The sequence below is a fragment of the Streptomyces sp. NPDC088923 genome (genome assembly GCF_044749745.1).
Taxonomy (GTDB): domain Bacteria; phylum Actinomycetota; class Actinomycetes; order Streptomycetales; family Streptomycetaceae; genus Streptomyces.
The window spans coordinates 129,539-150,772 of record NZ_JBIVIO010000005.1 but is presented as its reverse complement, the minus strand read 5'-3'; the positions used below and the strand labels follow the sequence as shown (position 1 = coordinate 150,772).

The following is a 21,234-nucleotide window of genomic DNA, read 5'->3' as shown; positions in this document are numbered from 1 at the left end:
GGGCGCAGGGCACAATGGCGCGGGGCTAACGAAGGAGACTTCCCGTGGCGATCCGTGTCCTCCTGGTGGACGACCAGCCGCTGCTGCGCACCGGCTTCCGGATGATCCTGGAGGCCGAGCCCGATGTGGCCGTGGTGGGCGAGGCCGGGGACGGGGCGCAGGCGCTCGACCAGGTGCGGGCGCTCCAGCCGGACGTGGTGCTCATGGACATCCGTATGCCCCGTATGGACGGCGTGGAGGCGACGCGGCAGATCACGGGGCCCGAGCGCGACGGTCCGGTCAAGGTGCTCGTGCTGACGACCTTCGACCTCGACGAGTACGTCGTGGAGGCGCTGCGGGCGGGGGCGAGCGGCTTCCTGCTCAAGGACGCGCCGGCGCACGAGCTGGTGCAGGCGATCCGGGTGGTGGCGAGCGGCGAGGCGATGCTCGCGCCGAGCGTGACGCGGCGGCTGCTCGACAAGTACGCGGGGCACCTGCCCTCCGGCGAGGAGCAGCCGCCGAGCACGCTCCAGACGCTCACGGAGCGGGAGGTGGAGGTGCTCAAGCTCGTGGCGCGGGGGCTGTCGAACGCGGAGATCGCGGCGGACCTGTTCGTGAGCGAGACCACCGTGAAGACGCACGTGGGGCACGTGCTCACCAAGCTGGGCCTGCGGGACCGGGTGCAGGCGGCGGTGTACGCGTACGAGAGCGGGCTGGTGCGGCCGGGCGGGCAGTGAGCCCGCGCTCGCCGCGCTTTCCCCGGACGTACGGCCCGCGCCCGAACGTACGGCGGCCCGCCCCGGTGCACGGGGCGGGCCGCGGTCGTGCGGGCGGTGGCTCAGCTTCCCACGCCGCGGTCGAGTTCCCAGAGCTGGAGGATCGAGGAGGCGCTGAGGGACCACTCGACGCCGGTGATGTCGTCGCGGGCGGCGACGTACTGCTTGCCCTGCCACAAGGGGAGGTAGGGGACGTCCTCGGCGACGAGGTCCTGGATCTTCTGGAGGCTGCCGTTGGCGGTGGAGAGGCGGTCGGCGGCGCGGCGCGATTCGGGGAGGAGTTCCTCGCGTATCCGCTTGTTGTCGTACGGGGAGTTGAGGAAGTTCGGCTTGTCGAGGAAGGGGGCGATGAAGTTGTCGGGATCGGGGAAGTCCGGGAACCAGCCCATCCCGTAGACCTCGTACTTGCCCTTCTGCTCCTCGGGCTTGTGGACGACCCAGGGGCGGCCCTTGATGTCCACGTCGAAGAGACCCGAGGCGTTGAGCTGCTTCTTGAGGACCTCGAACTCGCCCTTGGTGCGCGCCCCGTAGTGGTCCGTCGTGTAATGGAGTGTGAGCTTGACCGGGGTCTGGATCCCGGCGTCGGTGAGCACCCCGCGCGCCTTGGAGACACTGGGTTCGCCGTAGGCGTTGAAGAAGGAGTTGCTGTGCCCGGCGACGCCCTGGGGTACGAGTGAGTAGAGCGGTTCGGCGGCGGTCCCGTAGACCTCGGAGGCGATCTGGCCCCGGTCGATGACGTGTGCCATCGCCTGCCGGACGGGCTTGGTGACCAGCGGGTCGTCGGTGTCGAAGGCGAGGTAGCGGATCTCCAGCGCCGGCAGCTCGGTGACACCGACGTGCTCCGGCGGCTTCGCCAGCCACTTCTCGGACTCACTGGTCGTCAGTCCCTTGACCACCATGTCGACCTGGCCGTCCGCGACGGCGGCGCCGAGCCCCTCGCCGTCCTTGAAGGGACGCAGGTCGATGCGGTCGTTCTGGACCTTGATGCCGCCCTTGTACTTCGGATTGCGGGTGAAGGCGGCGTTGGTGAGGGTGCTGCCGTCGTTCTCCAGCTTGACGGTGTAGGGACCGGAGCCGTCGAGGGTGAAGCCGGGGCGGAGCTTGTCCTTCGGGTAGAGCGTGGGGTCGACGGCCCCCGCCGTCGGCGTGGAGAGCTTGTACGGGAAGGTGGCGTCCGGCGTCTTGAGCTGGAAGACGAGGTCGTGGTCGGTGGGCGTCTCGATGGTGTCGATGTTGGTGAGCAGCGCCTTGACGCCTGAATCGGCGCTGATGCGGACGACACGTTCGATCGAGTACTTGAAGGTCTTCGCGGTGATGGGGTGCCCGTTGGAGAACCGCAGGCCCGAGCGCAGCTTGCAGACGTAGCGCTGCTGCCCGGCATCGGTGAAGGAGCATTCCTGGGCGGCCTCGGGGGCCGGGGCGCCGCCACCGCGCGGGATGCGCATGAGGGGCTCGACCGTCTGCCGCAGCAGGTTCCAGGAGGAGATGTCGTAGGAGTACGCCGGGTCCAGGGGGGCGGGGATGTCCTTGCTGACGGAGAAGACGTCGGAGGTGCCCACGACGATGGGCTTGTCCTTGTCGTCCGAGCCCGTCAGCCCGCCGCAGCCGGCGAGCACGGGCGCGAGCAGTCCGATGACGGACGGCAGCACCCAAGTCTTGCGGTTCATGCTGGTCGTTCTCCAGAGCTGTCGGCCCCTGGTCTCCGGCGGACGTGCGCGACGTACGGGCATGAGGAAGCACCGGACATGCCGGGCGTGCGGGCGTGCGGGAGGTAGCGCCAGGAGCTGCGGAAGGGGTAACGCCGTGGTGCTCGCGACGACACTAGTGCGCGCTCGGCGGGGGCTCCGGGAAGTGGGTGCGGCCGGTGATCACGCAGCGCAGCCGGGGTCGCCGGGAGTGACCGGCGTGCCGGGGGAAGATTTTCGCGCACCTGTCGATGAACCGGGACACATGGGCGCCCTGGGGCATGCCGAACGGGCGGCGCCTGCACAGGCGCCGCCCGTTGTCGACAGCGGGGACGGTGACAAAGGTCACAGCGGAGTGGGGTGTGAAGTCCGCACAGTGGACGGGGAGTTACCCCCCGGTATGGTCATACGGCAGGCCCTGCGGGGGAGTTGGGCCGCCGGGCCCGCGCCCGCGGGAAACCCGGCTCACGCGGAAGCCGGTCAGCCGTCCGAGCCGGTCAGCCGTCCGAGCCGGTCAGTCGCCCACGCCGCGGGCCAGCTCCCAGAGCTGGAGGTCGGTGGAGGTGCTCAGCGACCACTCGACGCCGGTGATGTCGTCGCGGGCGCCGATGTACTGCTTTCCCTGCCACATCGGGACGACGGGCACGTCCTCGGCGACGATGTCCTGGATCTTCTCCAGGTCCGGGGCGGCCTCGCCGCGGTCCGAGCCGCGCCGCTCGGCGGGGATCAGGTTCTTGCGGATGTCCTTGCTGTTGTACGGCGAGTTGAGGAAGTTGTCCGCGTCGAGGAACGGGGCGATGTAGTTGTCCGCGTCGGGGAAGTCGGGCGCCCACGCCATCGTGTAGGCGGGGTACTTGCCGTCCATCCCGTCCTTGCGGTACTTCGTCCAGTCGGCGACGTCCTTGAGCGTCACGTCGAAGAGCCCGGTGCTGTTGAGCTGCTTCTGGATGAGCTTGTACTCCTTCTCCTTGGCGGGCCCGTAGTGCTCCTTGGAGTAGTACATGTCGAACTTGACCGGGGTGGTGATCCCGGCCTTCTCCAGGATGGACTTCGCCTTCGCCACGTTCGGGTTGCCGTAGCGGTTGAAGAAGGAGTTGGTGTGCCCCGCGATGGCGGCCGGGACGAGCGAGTAGAGCGGCTCGGCGGTGGGCGAGTACACCTTGCTGGCTATCTCGCCGCGGTCGACGAGCTGGGCCACCGCCTGCCGGACCGGCTTGGACGTGGCCGGGTTGTCGGTGTCGAAGATGATGTAGTGCGTCTCAAGGCCCGACATCTCCATGAACTGGATGTGCTCGGGCGGGTTGTCGAGCAGGGACTCGACCTGCGCGGGGTCGAACTTCCCGGTCATGACGTCGATCTTCCCGGCCTCCAGGGCGTCCCCGAGCGCGGAGGCGCCCGCGTACGAGACGAGGTCGACACGGTTGTTCTTCACCGTCAGCGAGCCCTTGTACTTCGGGTTCTTGGTGAACTTCACCTTCGTCATGGCCTTGCTGTTGGTCTCGGCCTCCAGCGTGTAGGGGCCCGAGCCGTCGAGGACGTACCCCTTGCGCAGCGACTTCGGCGGGTAGTACTTCTGCTGCACGATGCCGGCGACGGGCGTGGCGAGCTTGTACGGCAGCGTCGCGTCGGGGCTGCTCAGGTGGAAGGTGATGTGCTTCTCGTCCGGCGTGTCGATCGTCTTGATGCCGGAGAGCAGACCCACGGCGCCGTTGGGGTCCTTGATGTCGAGCACGCGCTGGATCGAGTACTTCACGTCCTTCGACGTGATCCCGGTGCCGTCGGGGAACTGGAGCCCGTCGCGCATCTCGCACGTGTAGACGGTGCCGCCGGAGCCGACCCACTTGCAGGACTTGGCAGCGTCGGGCTGCGGCTGGCCGCCGCCCTTGGGGACGCGGACGAGCGACTGGATCGTCTGGCGCAGCACGTTCCACAGGGAGCTGTCGTAGGCGTACGCCGGGTCGAGCGGCGCGGGCGCGTCGGCGCTCTTCTCGTACGCGTCGGTGGTGCCGACCACGATGGCCTTGCCACCGCCGTCGCCACTGCCCGAGCCGCCGCAGCCGGCGAGCACGGGGGCGAGCACGCCGATGGCGACGGGCAGCGCCCAAGTCTTGCGGTTCATGCGCGTATGTCTCCAGAGCTGTCGGTCCCGGGCCAGGCGCAGGGTTGTGCGCGGCCCCGCCGGGTTTGTGCGAGAAGTAACACCGTCGTGTCCCGCGTTGAGATTAATGCTCCCGGCACGGGCCTTTGACGGCCGGTCGGGCGGAGCGGGCGCGCGGGAGGAACACGCAGGGAAACAGGCTGTCAACGGTACGGAGCACCGGCCGGGTGAGGTTTCACCGAAGGATCACCAAATGCGGACACAAAGGCGCGGCCCCGCGCACCGGATACCGGACGCGGGCACAGCGCGTGGTCACTGTCGATGGGGCCCGGAGTGAGAAAGCTCACCACATGACGCGCGAATGGGGCAAGCGGCCCTCTTATGGCGACGGCTGCTTTCCGGCGTCCGGCAGTCACGTCCCGTATACGGTCCGCCTGTCCGGATATCGGTCCGGCCGTCTGCCATGTGGGCGTCGGTTCACCTCAGTCCGTACACAACCCGTGCAGGAAACCCAGGTCCACGGAGTCGAGTGAAGGCACCACCGTGCGGCGCGCCGCCGCCGGGATGGGGGCCACGGAGGGGACGGCGAGGACCAGGCAGCCGGCCGCCTCGGCGGAGGCGACGCCGGTCGCGGTGTCCTCGATCACGACGCACCTGGCCGGGTCCACCCCGAGCCTGCGCGCCGCGTGCAGGTACGGCTCGGGGTGGGGCTTCGTACGGGTCACCTCGTCGCCCGCGACGGTGTGCGCGAAGTGGTGCGCGCCGAGCGCGGGCAGGGCGCGGTCGATGATGCGGCGGTGCGAGGCGGAGACGAGGGCGGTGGGCACGCCGGCGCCGTGCAGCTCGGCGAGCAGCCGCGCCGCGCCCGGCATGAGCGGCAGGTCGCGGGCGATGCGCTCCTCGAAGGCGTCGTTGAGCAGACCGCTCAGCTCCTCCAACGCGATCGCGGCGCCCGTGGCCTCGATGAGGTATCCGGCGCTACGGGTCATGGGGCCGCCCACCACGACGCCGCGCCAGGACTCGTCGAGCCGGTGCCCGAGGCGCGCGAAGACGGCGACCTCCGCTTCCCACCACAGGCCCTCGGTGTCGAGCAGCGTGCCGTCCATGTCGAGCAGGACGGCCGACAGACGCTGCGCGCCGCCGGGGCGGAGGGGGGTGGTGGGGATGGTGCTCGTCATCCGGCGAACCTCCGTGGGGTGCCGAGAGCGGGGGGCCAGTCAGTTTAGCTCGCCTTCTTGCGACTGGCCCCTTTTCCGGGGCTCCGCCCCAGACCCCGCTCCTCACTCTCCCCCAGCCTCCGGCCGGGGGGACCCCCAGAGGGGCTGGTTCTTCGCTCAGCGGGCGTTGAAGTACTTCGCTTCCGGGTGGTGGATGACGAGGGCGTCGGTGGACTGCTCGGGGTGGAGCTGGAACTCCTCGCTGAGCTGGACACCGATGCGCTCGGGCTCCAGGAGCGCCGCGATCTTGGCGCGGTCCTCCAGGTCGGGGCAGGCGCCGTAGCCGAGTGAGAAGCGGGCGCCGCGGTACTTGAGCGCGAACATGTCCTCGACGTCGGCGGGGTCCTCGCCGCCGAAGCCGAGTTCCGCGCGGACCCGGGCGTGCCAGTACTCGGCGAGGGCTTCGGCGAGCTGGACGGAGAGGCCGTGCAGTTCGAGGTAGTCGCGGTAGGCGTCGGCGGCGAAGAGCTTGCCGGTGGCCTCGCCGATGCGGGAGCCGACGGTGACGACCTGGAGGCCGATGACGTCGGTTTCGCCGGACTCCTCGGGGCGGAAGAAGTCCGCGAGGCACAGGCGCCGTCCGCGCCGCTGGCGGGGGAAGGTGAAGCGGGTGCGCTCGGAGCCGTCCTCGCCGAGGAGGATCAGGTCGTCCCCCTTGGAGACGCAGGGGAAGTAGCCGTACACGACGGCGGCTTCGAGGAGGTTCTCCCGCTGGAGGTGGTCGAGCCAGCCGCGCAGCCGCGGGCGGCCCTCGGTCTCGGCGAGTTCCTCGTACGCCGGTCCCTCGCCCGTGCGGTTCTGCTTCAGGCCCCACTGGCCCTTGAAGAGCGCGCCCTCGTCGAGCCAGGAGGCGTAGTCCTTGAGCGGGATGCCCTTGACGACGCGGCTGCCCCAGAAGGGCGGCGTGGGCACCGGGTTGTCGGTCGCGACGTCGGAGCGGACCTGGCCCTCCTCCTCGCCCTCGGCGAGTTCCGTGACGACGGCGCTCGCGGTGGGCCTCACCCGCCGCTGCTTCAGCTCGGGCAGCGCCACCCCGGGCACGCCGCGCTTGACGCCGATGAGGGCGTCCATGAGGCGCAGGCCCTCGAAGGCGTCGCGGGCGTAGCGCACTTCGCCCTGGTAGATCTCGTGGAGGTCCTGCTCGACGTAGGCGCGGGTGAGGGCCGCGCCGCCGAGGATGACGGGGTAGTCCGCCGCCATGCCGCGCTGGTTCAGCTCCTCCAGGTTCTCCTTCATGATCACGGTGGACTTGACGAGGAGCCCGGACATGCCGATGACGTCGGCGCGGTGCTCCTCGGCGGCCTCCAGGATCGCGGAGACGGGCTGCTTGATGCCGAGGTTGACGACGTTGTAGCCGTTGTTGGACAGGATGATGTCCACGAGGTTCTTGCCGATGTCGTGGACGTCGCCGCGCACGGTGGCGAGCACGATGGTGCCCTTGCCCTCTGCGTCGGACTTCTCCATGTGCGGTTCCAGGTGCGCGACGGCGGTCTTCATGACCTCGGCGGACTGGAGCACGAAGGGCAGCTGCATCTGCCCGGAGCCGAACAGCTCGCCGACGACCTTCATGCCGTCCAGGAGCGTCGCGTTGACGATGTCCAGCGCGGGGCGCGTCTGGAGCGCCTCGTCGAGGTCGGCCTCCAGGCCGTTGCGCTCGCCGTCGATGATGCGGCGCTTGAGGCGCTCGTCGAGGGGCAGCGCGGCGAGTTCCTCGGCCTTGCCGGCCTTGAGGGACTTGGCCGTCGCGCCCTCGAAGAGCCGCATGAGCTTCTGGAGCGGGTCGTAGCCCTCGGCGCGGCGGTCGTACACGAGGTCGAGCGCGGTGGTGACCTCCTCCTCGCTGAACCGGGCGATCGGGAGGATCTTGCTCGCGTGCACGATCGCCGAGTCGAGTCCGGCCTTGACGCACTCGTCGAGGAAGACGGAGTTGAGGAGGATGCGCGCGGCCGGGTTGAGGCCGAAGGAGATGTTGGAGAGGCCGAGCGTCGTCTGCACGTCGGGGTGCCGGCGCTTCAGTTCGCGGATGGCCTCGATCGTCGCGATGCCGTCCTTGCGGGACTCCTCCTGCCCGGTGCAGATGGTGAAGGTGAGGCAGTCGATGAGGATGTCCGACTCGTGGACGCCCCAGTTGCCCGTCAGGTCCGCGATGAGGCGCTCGGCGACGGCGACCTTGGTCTCGACGGTACGGGCCTGGCCCTCCTCGTCGATGGTGAGCGCGATGAGCGCGGCGCCGTGCTCGCGGGCGAGCGCGGTGACCCGCGCGAAGCGGGACTCGGTGCCGTCGCCGTCCTCGTAGTTGACGGAGTTGATGACGGCCCGGCCGCCGAGCATTTCGAGCCCGGCCTCCAGGACGTTCACCTCCGTCGAGTCCAGGACGAGCGGGAGCGTGGACGCGGTCGCGAAGCGCCCGGCGAGTTCGCGCATGTCGGCGACGCCGTCGCGGCCGACGTAGTCGACGCACAGGTCGAGCATGTGCGCGCCCTCGCGGATCTGCTCGCGTGCCATCTCGACGCAGTCGTCCCAGCGGCCTTCGAGCATGGCCTCGCGGAACTTCTTGGAGCCGTTGGCGTTGGTGCGCTCGCCGATCGCGAGGTAGGAGGTGTCCTGCCGGAAGGGGACCGTCTGGTAGAGCGAGGCGGCGCCCGGCTCGGGGCGCGGCTCACGGGAGCCCGGCGCCATGCCGCGTACCCGCTCGACGACCTGCCGCAGGTGCTCGGGCGTGGAGCCGCAGCAGCCGCCGACGAGCGAGAGGTGGTAGTCGTTGACGAAGTTCTCCTGCCAGTCCGCCATCTCGGGGGCGGTGAGCGGGAAGTGCGCGCCGTCCTTCGTGAGGACGGGCAGGCCCGCGTTGGGCATGCAGGTGAGCGGGATGCGGGAGTGCTTGGCGAGGTAGCGCAGGTGCTCGCTCATCTCGGCGGGCCCCGTCGAGCAGTTCAGGCCGATGAGGTCGATGCCGAGGGGTTCGAGCGCGGTGAGCGCGGCGCCGATCTCGGAGCCGAGGAGCATCGTGCCCGTCGTCTCGAAGGCCAGCGAGACGATGAGCGGGACGTCCGCGCCGAGCGCGTCCAGCGCGCGGCGGGCGCCGAGGACCGAGGCCTTCGTCTGGAGGAGGTCCTGCGTCGTCTCGACGATGAGCGCGTCGGCGCCGCCCGCGAGCAGGCCCTCGGCGTTCTGCTGGAAACCGTCGCGCAGCACGCCGTACGGGAGATGGCCCAGCGTGGGCAGCTTGGTACCGGGGCCGATCGAGCCCAGCACCCAGCGGGTGCGGCCGTCGCGCGCGGTGTAGCCGTCGGCGGTCTCGCGGGCGAGGCGGGCGCCTGCCTCGGACAGCTCGTGGATGCGGTGCGGGATGTCGTACTCGCCGAAGGCGGAGTGGTTGGCGCCGAAGGTGTTCGTCTCCACGCAGTCGACGCCGACGTCGAAGTACGCCTCGTGCACCGAGCGGACGATGTCGGGGCGCGTGGCGTTGAGGACCTCGTTGCAGCCCTCCAGGTCCTGGAAGTCCTCCAGCGTGGGGTTCTGCGCCTGGAGCATCGTTCCCATCGCTCCGTCGGCGACGACCACGCGGGAGGCGAGGGCTTCGCGGAGGGCGGTGACGCGATCTGCGGCATGGAGGGACGGGTGGGCCATGGGTGTGCTCCCTGAGGTGCGACGGCTGTCGGCTTTGCGGCGCCTTCGCGGGCACCGCACGAAGGCAGCGTAACCGGGGCGGCGCCTCGCTCGTCGGCCCGGACCACGTGGCGGACGCTCGCGCCCCGTGGCGCGGGGTCCGGATCAGCTCCGGCCGGCGGGCGGGTCGGCGTAGACGCCGTGCAGCATTCCGGTGGCCTGACCGATCTCGATGAGGTAGCCGTCGGGGTCTCGCAGGTAGCAGCGGATCTCCGCCTTGCGGTCGATCGGGGGCGTGACGAACGTGGCGCCCTTCGCGCTCCACTCCTCGTAGACCGCCTGGATGTCGGCCACCCGGATGTTGAGGAAGCACGTCGCGGTGGAGGGGTCCTCGGGCGGGTGCAGGGTGATGCCCGGCTTGTCCGGGGTGGGCCCGCCGCCGGGGTTCATGATGAGCCAGCTGTTGGCCAGGCGGACGGTGCAGGGGTTCTCCGCGAGCACCAGCTCGCCGCCGAGGACCTCGGTGTAGAAGGCGCGCGAGCGGGGCACGTCGGCGACGGTGAGGAAGTAGCTGAGGAGCATCCCGGAATCCGGGGCGGGGAAGTGTTCCTGCGGCATGGTGGTGTCCCTGCTCTGGTGGACGGGCACGGGCGAACGAGGGGCTGGATACCGGCCGCCCGCGGGTCTTTCGTCACGCTATGGCCGCCGCGCGCCCGCCGACAGCGCGGTACGCCCATTCGCGGTCACCGGGCCGCGCGGCGCGCCCGGGTTGTTCGTGCATGCCCGTGACACGCCTTCGGCATAGGCGCATGATGTTCAGCATGGCCGACCATGAGGAGTGCGCGAGGTGCGGGATCATGGGTGCCGCACGTGGAGGGTCCGGGCGGCGCCGGCCCGCGGAGAGCTGAGGAGACACCGGGCTGATGGCGAAGAACATCCAGTCGCTGGAGAGGGCCGCGGCGATGCTGCGGCTGCTCGCCGGCGGCGAGCGGCGACTGGGCCTGTCGGACATCTCCGCGACCCTCGGCCTGGCCAAGGGCACCGCGCACGGCATCCTGCGCACCCTCCAGGCGGAGGGCTTCGTGGAGCAGGACCCGGCCTCGGGGCGGTACCAGCTGGGCGCGGAGCTGCTGCGGCTCGGGAACAGCTACCTCGACGTGCACGAGCTGCGGGCCAGGGCGCTCGTGTGGGCCGACGACCTGGCGCGCTCCAGCGGTGAGAGCGTGCACCTGGGCGTGCTGCACCTGGGCGGCGTCCTCGTGGTGCACCACGTCTTCCGGCCCGACGACAGCCGGCAGGTCCTGGAGGTGGGCGCGATGCAGCCGCTGCACTCCACGGGTCTCGGCAAGGTCCTGTGCGCCTTCGACCCGGTGGCCCGCAGCGAGGCCCTGGAGAACGAGCGCAAGCCGTTCACGGCGCGCACGGTGACGGGCACGGAGGAGTTCACGGCGGCGCTCGACGAGACCCGCAAGCGGGGCTGGGCCGCCGACCTGGAGGAGACCTGGGAGGGCGTGACCTCGGTGGCCGCCCCCATCCACGACCGCCGCGCCCTCCCGGTCGGCGCGGTCGCCGTCACGGGCGCGGTCGAGCGCCTGTGCCCGGACGGCACCCTGCGCCCGGAGCTGATCGCCGCGGTCCGCGAATGCGCCCGCGCCGTCTCCAGGGACCTGGGGGCGGCCCGGTTCTAGCGGGCTGACGGGAGGCGGGGCTCGGCACGCACCCCGGCCCCGCGTGGTCGCCCACCGGGGTCCCGGGGCCTTCAGGGCCTCGTCCCGCGCCCCCGCCCCGTCACCCGTTCGCCGCAGGCGCGGTTCCGGGGCGGGCACGGCCGCTTCCCGCGCGTACACGGGCAAAAGGCGCGCACCGCCGTACGGGAGCTCGCCGCCCGCTCGCCGGACGGTGTGTCGCACACCACACTGAGGAGGCGAGTGGCCCGCGATCCAGCGCGCAGGAGGGTTGACGGGGTGCCGCCTGAGGAGAAAACTGCCGGTCATTGGTCGGCATTGTCGAACAGTTGCCGAGAATCAGCGTTAGGGTGGCTAGACGCCACGGGTCGGCGGCGCCCCTCTCCATCGGAGGTGGCCCACCCCCCCGGGGAAGAGGGGTTCGCCACCCCTGGACGAAGGACAAAGGAGTCGCGGGTGTCCAGCTCCGACATTTTCTTCGGCGAGTTCATCGGAACCGCCGTACTGGTCCTGCTCGGTGGCGGTGTGTGCGCCGCCGTCACCTTCAAGCGGTCGAAGGCTTTCGAGGCGGGCTGGGTCGCCATCGCCTTCGGCTGGGGTTTCGCGGTCCTCACCGGTGCCTACATCGCGAGCGGGCCCTCCGGGGCCCACCTCAACCCGGCGGTCACGCTGGGCCTCGCCATCGAGGGCGGCACCAAGTGGAGCGACGTACCGCTCTACATGGGTTCGCAGCTGGCCGGCGCCATGGTCGGCGCCGTGCTCGTCTGGCTCGCGTACTACGGGCAGTTCCGGGCACACCTCTCGGACCCCGAGTTCGTGGGTCCCGGCCCCAAGGGCGAGGAAGGCCTCGTGGACATCGAGAAGCAGGCGTCCCCCAAGGCGGGCCCCGTCCTCGGCGTCTTCTCCACGGGCCCCGAGATCCGCAACCCCGTGCAGAACGTGATGACCGAGATCATCGCCACCTTCGTACTGGTCCTCGCGATCCTCACGCAGGGCCTCAACGACAGCGGCAAGGGTCTCGGCACCCTGGGCGTGCTCATCACCGCCCTCGTCGTGGTCGGTATCGGCCTCTCGCTCGGCGGCCCGACCGGGTACGCCATCAACCCGGTACGTGACCTCGGCCCGCGCATCATCCACGCCCTCCTCCCGCTCAAGAACAAGGGCGGCTCGGACTGGGGGTACGCGTGGATTCCGGTCATCGCGCCGCTCATCGGCGCCGCGGCGGCCGGCGGGGTCTACAAGCTCTGCTTCGCCTGAGCGAAGCCCCGTACCGCGGCCCGGGTCCCACGGCCCGCCCGCGCCCACGACGTACACCGACGTATGACGTAAACAGGAGCGCCACTCATGAGCACCCCCACCACAGGACACGGCACCGGCCCCTTCATCGCCGCGATCGATCAGGGCACGACGTCGAGTCGCTGCATCGTCTTCGACCGCGACGGCCGGATCGTCTCGGTCGACCAGAAGGAGCACGAGCAGTTCCTCCCGAAGCCCGGCTGGGTCGAGCACGACGCCTCGGAGATCTGGGACAACGTGCAGGAGGTCGTCGCCGGGGCGATCCGTAAGGCCGGGATCACCAAGGCCGACGTCAAGGCGATCGGCATCACCAACCAGCGCGAGACCACGATGCTGTGGGACCGGCACACCGGCGAGCCGGTGCACCACGCGATCGTCTGGCAGGACACCCGTACCGACGCGCTCTGCAAGGAGCTGGGCCGCAACGTCGGCGCGGACCGCTTCCGGCGCGAGACGGGCCTCCCGCTCTCCTCGTACTTCGCCGGCCCGAAGATCCGCTGGCTGCTCGACAACGTGGACGGGCTCCAGGAGCGCGCCGACCGGGGCGACCTGCTCTTCGGCACGATGGACTCCTGGGTCATCTGGAACCTGACCGGCGGCGTCAACGGCGGCGTGCACGTCACGGACGTCACCAACGCCTCGCGCACCCTCCTGATGAACCTGCGCACGCTGGAGTGGGACGACAAGATCTGCGCCTCGATCGGCGTGCCCACGTCGGTGCTCCCCGAGATCCGCTCCTCCGCCGAGGTCTACGGCGAGGTCAAGGGCGGCCTGCTCGGGGATGTGCTCGGCGGCATCCCGGTAGCCTCGGCGCTCGGTGACCAGCAGGCCGCGCTCTTCGGGCAGACCTGCTTCGCCGAGGGCGAGGCGAAGTCCACGTACGGCACCGGCACCTTCATGCTGATCAACACCGGCACGAAGGCGATCAACTCGTACAGCGGACTGCTCACCACGGTCGGCTACCGCATCGGCGACCAGGCTCCCGTGTACGCCCTGGAGGGCTCGATCGCGGTCACCGGCTCGCTCGTGCAGTGGATGCGGGACCAGATGGGCCTCATCAACTCGGCGGCCGAGATCGAGACGCTCGCCTCCTCCGTCGAGGACAACGGCGGCGCCTACTTCGTCCCGGCCTTCTCCGGGCTCTTCGCCCCCTACTGGCGCCCGGACGCGCGCGGCGTGATCGCCGGGCTCACCCGGTACGTGACCAAGGCGCACATCGCCCGCGCCGTCCTGGAGGCCACCGCGTGGCAGACCAGGGAGATCGCGGACGCGATGAAGAAGGACTCCGGGGTCGAGCTGACCGCCCTCAAGGTGGACGGCGGCATGACCTCGAACAACCTGCTGATGCAGACGCTCTCGGACGTGCTCGACGCGCCCGTGGTGCGGCCGATGGTGGCCGAGACCACGTGTCTGGGAGCGGCGTACGCGGCCGGCCTCGCGGTCGGTTTCTGGAACGACGTCGAGGAACTGCGGGCCAACTGGCGGCGGGCGGCCGAGTGGACGCCCAAGATGCCGGAGGAGACCCGCGAGGCCGAGTACAAGAAGTGGCGCAAGGCCGTCCAGCGCACCATGGGCTGGCTGGACGACGAAGAGAGCTGAACCCCCACCGGGCCGGGGCCCGGGGCGGGCGCACGTGACGAAGAGGTCGCGCCCCCCGCTCCGGACCCTGCCCCGGCCCCCCTCCGGGAACCGACCCGGATCACCGGAGGGCGTCGCGGTCGCCCCGCCCAGAAGGCGCGCCCCGCGACCACCTCCGGAACGCATGACGAGGAGCACGACATGACCACTGTCCAGCACCTGCCGAGCCTCGGGACCCACCCGGCCACGGGGACAGGCCCGAGCCGCGCCGAGACCCGCGAACAGCTCGCCCGCGCGAGCTACGACCTCCTGGTGATCGGCGGCGGCATCCTGGGCATCTCCACCGCCTGGCACGCCGCGCAGTCCGGGCTGCGCGTCGCCCTCGTCGAGAGCGGCGACTTCGCGGGGGCCACCTCCTCCGCCTCCTCGAAGCTGCTCCACGGCGGTCTGCGCTACCTCCAGACGGGGGCGGTCAAGCTCGTCGCGGAGAACCACTTCGAGCGGCGCGCGGTCTCCCGGCAGGTCGCCCCGCACCTCGCCAACCCGCTCACCTTCTACCTGCCCGTCTACAAGGGCGGCCCGCACGGGGCCGCGAAGCTCGGCGCGGGTGTCTTCGCCTACTCGGCGCTCTCCGCCTTCGGCGACGGCGTCGGGCACCTGCTCTCGCCCGCGCGCGCCCAGCGCGACGTGCCCGAGCTGCGCACCGAGAACCTGAAGGCGGTCGCGGTCTACGGCGACGACCAGATGAACGACGCGCGCATGGCCGTCATGACCGTCCGCGCGGCCGTCGAGGCCGGGGCCGTCGTCCTCAACCACGCGGCCGTCACCGGGCTGCGCTTCACCAACGGGCGCGTCACGGGCGCCGAGCTGAAGGACGGCACGGACGGCACCGAGTTCGGTGTCAACGCGCGGCTCGTCCTCAACGCGACCGGCCCGTGGGTGGACCACCTGCGCCGGATGGAGGACCCGAACGCGGCCCCGTCCGTCCGGCTCTCCAAGGGCGCGCACCTCGTCCTCAAGCGCACCTCGCCGTGGAACGCCGCGCTCGCGACGCCGATCGACAAGTACCGCATCACCTTCGCCCTCCCCTGGGAGGACATGCTCCTGCTCGGTACGACCGACGAGGAGTACGAGGGCGACCCGGCCGATGTCGCGGTCAACGACAAGGACATCACGCAGATCCTCGACGAGGCCGCCTTCTCGGTGCGCGACCAGCAGCTGGACCGCTCGCTCATCACGTACTCCTTCGCGGGCCTGCGCGTGCTCCCCGGCGGTCCGGGCGACACCTCGAAGGCGAAGCGCGAGACGGTCGTGACCGAGGGCAGGGGCGGGATGCTCTCCGTCGCGGGCGGCAAGTGGACCACGTTCCGGCACATCGGCCGCACGGTCATGAACAAGCTCGCCTCGCTCCCCGGGCACCCACTCGGCGACGACATGGAGCCCATCTCCGAGCTGCCCTCCAAGATGCCGCTGCCCGGCGTCGCCAACCCGCTCGCCGTCAAGCACCGGCTGCTCGTCGACCACCAGGGCGCGGGCACCGAGATGGCCGCCGACACCGCGCAGCACCTCGCGACGCACTACGGCTCCCTCGCCTTCGACATCGCGCGCCTCGCCAACGAGCACCCCGAGCTGGGCGAGCGCATCCACCCGGAGGCGCCGGAGATCTGGGCGCAGGTCGTATGGGCCCGCGACCACGAGTGGGCCGAGACCCCCGACGACGTGCTGCGGCGCCGCACGACGCTGACCATCCGCGGCCTCACGGACGACGCGCTGCGCGAGCGGGTCGCCAAGGTCCTGGCGGAGCGCCAGAGCTGAGAGGCCGCGGGGGGCCTGTACGGGCGTTTCGTACGGGCGTCTCATACGGGTGTTTCGTACGGGCGTCTCATACGGGTGTCTCATACGGGCGTCTGGCGTCTCACGGGCGCGGGCGGGGCGGGGCGGGGCGGTACGCGAACGAGCGGCCGCCCCGCCCCCGTACCCGCACCACTGCCCGCCCTTCCCGCTCCCGCACCACTCCCCCGCACGCCCCGCCTTCGCACCGCCGCCACAGTGCCGCAACACTCGCCGCGCACAGTGGTCGTCATGAAGTTTCAGGTGCTCAGCCTCATCCAGCACGCACCCCATCCCCTCACCTCCGCCTCGCGACCGGCGGCCGAGCGGTTCCGGGACGTTCTCGCGCTCGCCGAGGCGGCCGAGGCGCTCGGCTTCGACGCCTTCGCGGTCGGCGAGCGGCACGCCGGTCCCTTCCTCTCCTCCTCGCCCACCGTCGTGCTCGGCGCGATAGCCGCCCGTACGGAGCGGATCAAGCTGCTCACCGGGGTGACGGTGCTCGCGATCCTCGACCCGGTGCGGGTCGCCGAGGACTACGCGACGCTCGACCAGCTCGCCGCCGGCCGCCTCGAACTCGTCATCGGCAAGGGCGCGGAGGCCGGGCACTTCTCGCTCTACGGCCTCGACGAGGAACGGCAGTGGGACCTCCAGGCGGAGAAGTACGCGCTGCTGCGCCGGCTGTGGCGGGAGGAGGGCGTCGACTGGGAGGGCGAGTTCAGGCCGCCGCTCAAGGACGTCACGACGGTGCCGCGCCCGTACGCGGGCCCGCCCACCGTCTGGCACGGCTCGGCGACGAGCCTCCACTCCACCGAACTCGCCGCGCGCCACGGCGACCCCCTCTTCACCGCCAACGCCATCCAGCCGCGCGAGGCGTACGTACGTCTCGTCGCTCACTACCGCGAGCGGTTCGCCGCCCACGGGCACGACCCCGCGAAGGCCCGCGTCGCCGCCGGTTCCGGCGGTCTGCTCCTCGCGGACACGGCCGAGAAGGCGATCAGCCGCTACCGCGAGCTGTACGAGGCCTCCGTACGGCGCAACTTCAAACCCCACCTCGCGGGCAAGGCCGGCTACAACACCCCCTTCGCGACGATCGAGGAGGCGATCGCCGAAGGGCCGCAGCTCATCGGCTCGCCGCAGCAGGTCATCGACAAGCTCCTCGGCTTCCACGCCTCGTACCGCCACGACCTCCAGTCGATCAGCGTCGACGGTTTCGGGCTCGAACGCGGCGAGCAGCTGGAGCTGTTGCGGCGCTTCGCCGAGGAGGTGCTCCCTGTCGTGCGCCGCGAGGCGCCGACGACGCTGTGGGAGGAGGGCGGGGAGAGCGGGGAGGAGTAAGCCGGGGCGTGCGGGGCAGTGATCCGGCGTTCTCCCCGCAGGGGACCGCGGTGGTCTCCCGCCCACGCCGTAAGGTGGGGCGTATGTCTGGGAACACGTCCGAAGGAGGCGGTGGGTGATCGAGCTCGAAGGGGTCCCCGAGCTGATCGACCCCATCATGGTGGCCGCGTTCGAGGGCTGGAACGACGCCGGCGACGCCGCCTCCAGCGCGGTCGCGCACTTGGAGCAGGAGTGGAAGGGCGAGGTCTTCGCGGCGCTGGACGCCGAGGACTACTACGACTTCCAGGTCAACCGGCCCACCGTCTTCATGGAGGACGGCACGCGGAAGATCACCTGGCCCACCACCAGACTCTCCGTGGTCCGGATCACCGGTGAACGCCCGCGCGACCTCGTGCTCGTGCGCGGTATCGAGCCCTCGATGCGCTGGCGCTCGTTCTGCAACGAACTGCTCGGCTTCGCGCACGAGCTGGGCGTCGAGATGGTCGTGGTGCTCGGCGCCCTCCTGGGCGACACCCCGCACACCCGCCCGGTCCCGGTGAGCGGGGTCACCTCCGATCCCGATCTCGCGCGCACCATGGACCTGGAGGAGTCGAAGTACGAGGGCCCCACGGGCATCGTCGGCATCCTCCAGGAGGCGTGCACCCACGCCGGGGTCCCGGCGGTGAGCCTGTGGGCCGCCGTACCGCACTACGTCTCGCAGCCGCCGAATCCGAAGGCGACGCTCGCCCTCCTCAACCGCCTGGAGGACCTGCTCGACCTGCGCATCCCGCTCGGCGAGCTGGTCGAGGACGCGCGCGCCTGGCAGCTCGGGGTCGATCAGCTCGCGGCCGAGGACAGCGAGGTCGCCGAGTACGTGCAGTCGCTGGAGGAGGCGCGGGACACCGCGGAGCTTCCGGAGGCGAGCGGCGAGGCGATCGCCCGCGAGTTCGAGCGGTACCTGCGGCGCAGGGAACCGGGCGGAGGGCCGGGTGGAGCGCCGGGCGGATTCGGGCGCGAGACGGGCCCCGGCGGGGACCGAGCGCGGTCCACGCGGCCCACGCGGGCGGAGGAGCCGAAGGAGCCGAGGCCGACGGACGAGAAGCCGGAGGCGCCGGAGACGGACGCCCGGGAGGCGGACTCCCAGGAGGCGGACGCCCCCGAGGCGGAGGCGCCGGAGACGGACGCGCCGGAGTCCTCCGCCAAGGAGAAGAAGCGCCCGGACGAGGACGGGCCGGGCAAGGACTGAGCTCGGCGTCCTGGCGTCCTGGCCGGGGTTGCGCATACGGAGGAGGGGCGAGGTGCCGGTCGGCAGCTCGCCCCTCCTCCGTATCCGCGCCTAGGCCGCGCGGGGCGCCGTACGGGTCACAGCGCGACGCCGAGGAGGGCGTCGGCCGTGCGCGAGACGAGGCCCGGCGCGCCCGTGTCCTCGCCGCCGGTCTCCTGCTGGCGAGCGGCCCAGCGGTCGAAGGCGAGCAGGGCGCGGGGCGAGTCGAGGTCGTCGGCGAGCGCGTCCCGTACCTCTTCGACGAGCGCCTCCGCCGAGGGGCCGTCGGGCCGCGAGACGGCGGCGCGCCAGCGGGCGAGCCGGTCCACGGCCTCCTGGAGGCCCTCGGCGGTCCACTCCCAGTCCGCGCGGTAGTGGTGCGCGAGCAGGGCGAGGCGGATCGCCGCCGGGTCGACGCCGTCCTTGCGAAGCTGCGAGACGAAGACCAGGTTGCCCTTCGACTTCGACATCTTCTCGCCGTCGAGACCGACCATCCCCGCGTGCACGTAGGAGCGCGCGAAGGGGTGCTCGCCGGTGAGGACCTGGGCGTGCGAGGCGCCCATCTCGTGGTGCGGGAAGGCGAGGTCGGAGCCGCCGCCCTGCACGTCGAAGCCCATGCCGAGGTGGTCGAGCGCGATGGCGACGCACTCGATGTGCCAGCCGGGGCGGCCGTCGCCGAGGCTGCCGCCGTCCCAGCTCGGCTCGCCCTCTCGGGCGGCCATCCACAGCATCGGGTCGAGCGGGTTCTTCTTGCCGGGACGCTCCGGGTCGCCGCCGCGCTCGGCGGAGAGCAGCCGCATCGCCTCGGCGTCGAGGTTCGAGACCTCGCCGAAGTGGCGGTCGGAGGCGACCGAGAAGTAGATGTCGCCCTCCAGCTCGTAGGCGGCGCCCATCGCGCACAGCCGTTCGACGAGGGGGACGATCCCGGGGATCGCCTCGACGGCGCCGATGTAGTGACGCGGGGGGAGCATCCGCAGCGCGATCATGTCCTCGCGGAACAGGGCCGTCTCACGCTCGGCGAGCCCGGTCCAGTCCTCGCCGTCGCGCACGGCCCGCTCGAGGAGCGGGTCGTCGACGTCGGTGACGTTCTGCACGTAGTGCACCTGGCGCCCGGAGTCGAGCCAGACCCGCTGGACGAGGTCGAAGGCGTTGTAGGTGGCCGCGTGTCCCATGTGTGTCGCGTCGTACGGGGTGATCCCGCAGACGTAGATACGGGCCACCTCGCCGGGGGTGAGCGTCACGGGACCGTTGGTGGCGGTGTCGTGTATTCGGAGGTCGCGGCCCTTGCCGGGCAGAGCGGGGACCTCGGAAGCGGGCCAGGAATGCATAAGTCGAGGTTAACCGGCCTGGGGCGGGCCCGGTGGTCGGGTTCGCCCTGTGCGCGGGTTTCTCGCCTCCGGCGGGTCCTCAAACGCCGGACGGGCTGGGTATTGGTTCGCCGCCGGACGGGCTGAACTTTCTTACACCGGTGGCCACGGGATCGTCGGCCACTCGTCGCTCGGTTCCGGGTGGACTCCCGTTTCGCGCAGGGTCGCCACCCGGGTGCGCAGGGCGGTGATCTCCGGCTCCGTGAGGAGGGGGGTCAGGGTGGGTGTCAGGGGGCCGTCCAGGGCCTCCGACAGCAGCGCCAGGGCGTCGACGGCCTCGGTCGGCAGCGGGTCGCCCGCCCAGCCCCACAGCAGCGTGCGGAGCTTGTTGTCCGTGTGGAAGGTGACGCCGTGGTCGATGGCGTGGAGGCGGCCCTCGGGGGTGGGGAGCAGGTGGCCGCCCTTGCGGTCGGCGTTGTTGATGACGGCGTCCAGGACGGAGAGGAGACGCAGGCGGGGGTCGTCGCGGTGGACGAGCAGGGCGGTGCGGTCCTCCTCGACCTCGGCGAGCCCGATCGCCTTCCAGCCCTCCTCGGGCTCCTCGCCGTCCTGGAGGGCCAGGAGCCCGCCGCCGTCCGCCGACGTCTCGATCCACAGCTGGGTCATCGCCTCGCCCCAGGGCCCCTCGCGGAGCACGGTGAGCGGGACGAAGTCCCAGCCCATCGCCCGGCACACCTCGTGCGCGGCGACCTCCCGGCGGGCGAGGTTGCCGTCGGGGAAATCCCACAGGGGCCGCTCCCCCGCGACGGGCTTGTGCACGCAGGCGAGGCTCCGCCCGTCGAGTACGGCGTCGCAGAGCAGGACGGCGTTGGACGCCTGGGTGATCTGCCCGCGTACCGTCAGCTCGCCACGCGTGAGGATGTCACGGACGAGAGCCGGATCGAGGGCTTCGGTGGGCTCGCTCACGCCGACCTGCGGTATCCGTTCTGTCGCGGGCACACGTGTCCTTCGAGGTCGAGCGGGAGGTTGCACAGCGGGCACAGCGGCCGGCCCGCGTTGACGACGTCGAGCGCGCGCTTGGCGAAGGCACGGGCCTGGGAGCCGCTGAGCCTGACCCGCAGCATGGGCGGGCCGTTCTCGTCGTCCTGGAGGAGTTGCTCCTCGGCGGCGGCGAGTTCGTCCTCGGACTCGGCGTCGAGTTCGACGAGGGCCTGGGCCTCGACGATCATGCGCTCGGCGTCGCCGTCCCAGGCGAGCGCCATCGTGCCGACCCTGAACTCCTCCTCGACGGGGGTGTCGAGCGGCCCCGAGTCGGCGACCTCGGCGGGCGCGACGGCCGGGACCGCGGCGTTGCCGCCGCTGCGCCGCACCACTTCGTCCAGCAGCTCGTCCATGCGCTCGGCGAGCGCCGCCACCTGGGTCTTCTCCAGGGCGACGCTGGTGACCCGGCCACCGGCCGAAGCCTGGAGGAAGAAGGTACGGCGCCCGGGGAGCCCGACCGTACCGGCCACGAAGCGCTCCGGCGGGTCGTAGAGGAACACCTGACGGGACACGTCCTTGACTCTCCTTGGGATCAGAAGTCGGGGGGAGCGGGGC

Annotated in this window: 15 protein-coding genes; 7 read left to right on the top strand and 8 right to left on the bottom strand. The window is 71.2% G+C overall.

Going from position 1 to position 21,234, the window contains the following annotated elements; translation table 11 throughout:
- Positions 1–44: 44 nt before the first annotated feature.
- Complete coding sequence (locus ACIP4O_RS20980; RefSeq protein WP_164288870.1) at positions 45–716, top strand: response regulator transcription factor; 672 nt, start codon at positions 45–47, stop codon at positions 714–716.
- 101 nt (positions 717–817) lie between these two features.
- Here the strand turns inward: ACIP4O_RS20980 and ACIP4O_RS20975 are convergent, their stop codons facing one another.
- The 5 genes from ACIP4O_RS20975 to ACIP4O_RS20955 form a co-directional block, all read right to left on the bottom strand.
- Positions 818–2,422: an ABC transporter substrate-binding protein gene (locus ACIP4O_RS20975; protein ID WP_401576442.1), complete on the bottom strand. Its 1,605-nt coding sequence runs from the start codon at positions 2,420–2,422 to the stop codon at positions 818–820.
- Between the two features lie 532 nt (positions 2,423–2,954).
- On the bottom strand, positions 2,955–4,559 hold the full coding sequence (locus ACIP4O_RS20970) for an ABC transporter substrate-binding protein (protein WP_401576440.1): 1,605 nt from the start codon (positions 4,557–4,559) through the stop codon (positions 2,955–2,957).
- 461 nt (positions 4,560–5,020) lie between these two features.
- Positions 5,021–5,716, bottom strand: a complete 696-nt coding sequence (locus ACIP4O_RS20965; RefSeq protein WP_401576438.1) for an HAD family hydrolase — start codon at positions 5,714–5,716, stop codon at positions 5,021–5,023.
- Positions 5,717–5,872: 156 nt separating this feature from the next.
- Positions 5,873–9,385 (bottom strand): methionine synthase, encoded by a 3,513-nt coding sequence (gene metH / locus ACIP4O_RS20960; RefSeq protein ID WP_401576437.1) that lies wholly within the window; start codon positions 9,383–9,385, stop codon positions 5,873–5,875.
- Between the two features lie 144 nt (positions 9,386–9,529).
- Complete coding sequence (locus ACIP4O_RS20955) at positions 9,530–9,982, bottom strand: VOC family protein (protein ID WP_401576435.1); 453 nt, start codon at positions 9,980–9,982, stop codon at positions 9,530–9,532.
- A 305-nt stretch (positions 9,983–10,287) separates the two neighbouring features.
- Here ACIP4O_RS20955 and ACIP4O_RS20950 point away from each other — a divergent pair, with 305 nt between their 5' ends.
- The 6 genes from ACIP4O_RS20950 to ACIP4O_RS20925 all read left to right on the top strand — a co-directional run bounded on the left by ACIP4O_RS20950 (position 10,288) and on the right by ACIP4O_RS20925 (position 18,313).
- The gene (locus ACIP4O_RS20950) at positions 10,288–11,052 is read left to right on the top strand and encodes an IclR family transcriptional regulator (RefSeq protein ID WP_401576433.1); all 765 of its coding nucleotides are present in this window, start codon (positions 10,288–10,290) and stop codon (positions 11,050–11,052) included.
- A 453-nt stretch (positions 11,053–11,505) separates the two neighbouring features.
- The gene (locus tag ACIP4O_RS20945; protein WP_401576431.1) at positions 11,506–12,306 is read left to right on the top strand and encodes an MIP/aquaporin family protein; all 801 of its coding nucleotides are present in this window, start codon (positions 11,506–11,508) and stop codon (positions 12,304–12,306) included.
- 87 nt (positions 12,307–12,393) lie between these two features.
- Positions 12,394–13,944 carry a glycerol kinase GlpK gene (glpK, locus tag ACIP4O_RS20940; RefSeq protein WP_401576429.1) on the top strand — a complete coding sequence of 517 codons (1,551 nt, stop codon included), beginning with the start codon at positions 12,394–12,396 and terminating at the stop codon, positions 13,942–13,944.
- 180 nt (positions 13,945–14,124) lie between these two features.
- A complete protein-coding gene (locus ACIP4O_RS20935; protein WP_401576427.1) occupies positions 14,125–15,738 on the top strand; it encodes an FAD-dependent oxidoreductase in 1,614 nt (537 codons plus the stop codon).
- Between the two features lie 267 nt (positions 15,739–16,005).
- Entirely contained in the window at positions 16,006–17,088 is a 1,083-nt protein-coding gene (locus tag ACIP4O_RS20930; protein WP_401576425.1) for an LLM class flavin-dependent oxidoreductase, read from the top strand.
- Positions 17,089–17,203: 115 nt separating this feature from the next.
- The gene (locus ACIP4O_RS20925) at positions 17,204–18,313 is read left to right on the top strand and encodes a PAC2 family protein (protein WP_401576423.1); all 1,110 of its coding nucleotides are present in this window, start codon (positions 17,204–17,206) and stop codon (positions 18,311–18,313) included.
- Between the two features lie 116 nt (positions 18,314–18,429).
- Here the strand turns inward: ACIP4O_RS20925 and mshC are convergent, their stop codons facing one another.
- The 3 genes from mshC to ACIP4O_RS20910 form a co-directional block, all read right to left on the bottom strand.
- Complete coding sequence (gene mshC / locus ACIP4O_RS20920; RefSeq protein WP_401576421.1) at positions 18,430–19,659, bottom strand: cysteine--1-D-myo-inosityl 2-amino-2-deoxy-alpha-D-glucopyranoside ligase; 1,230 nt, start codon at positions 19,657–19,659, stop codon at positions 18,430–18,432.
- A 132-nt stretch (positions 19,660–19,791) separates the two neighbouring features.
- A complete protein-coding gene (locus tag ACIP4O_RS20915) occupies positions 19,792–20,604 on the bottom strand; it encodes an SCO1664 family protein (RefSeq protein ID WP_401576819.1) in 813 nt (270 codons plus the stop codon).
- The gene (locus ACIP4O_RS20910; protein ID WP_164288847.1) at positions 20,601–21,191 is read right to left on the bottom strand and encodes a DUF3090 domain-containing protein; all 591 of its coding nucleotides are present in this window, start codon (positions 21,189–21,191) and stop codon (positions 20,601–20,603) included. The genes ACIP4O_RS20915 and ACIP4O_RS20910 overlap by 4 nt, the downstream gene beginning before the upstream one ends.
- Positions 21,192–21,234: the final 43 nt, after the last annotated feature.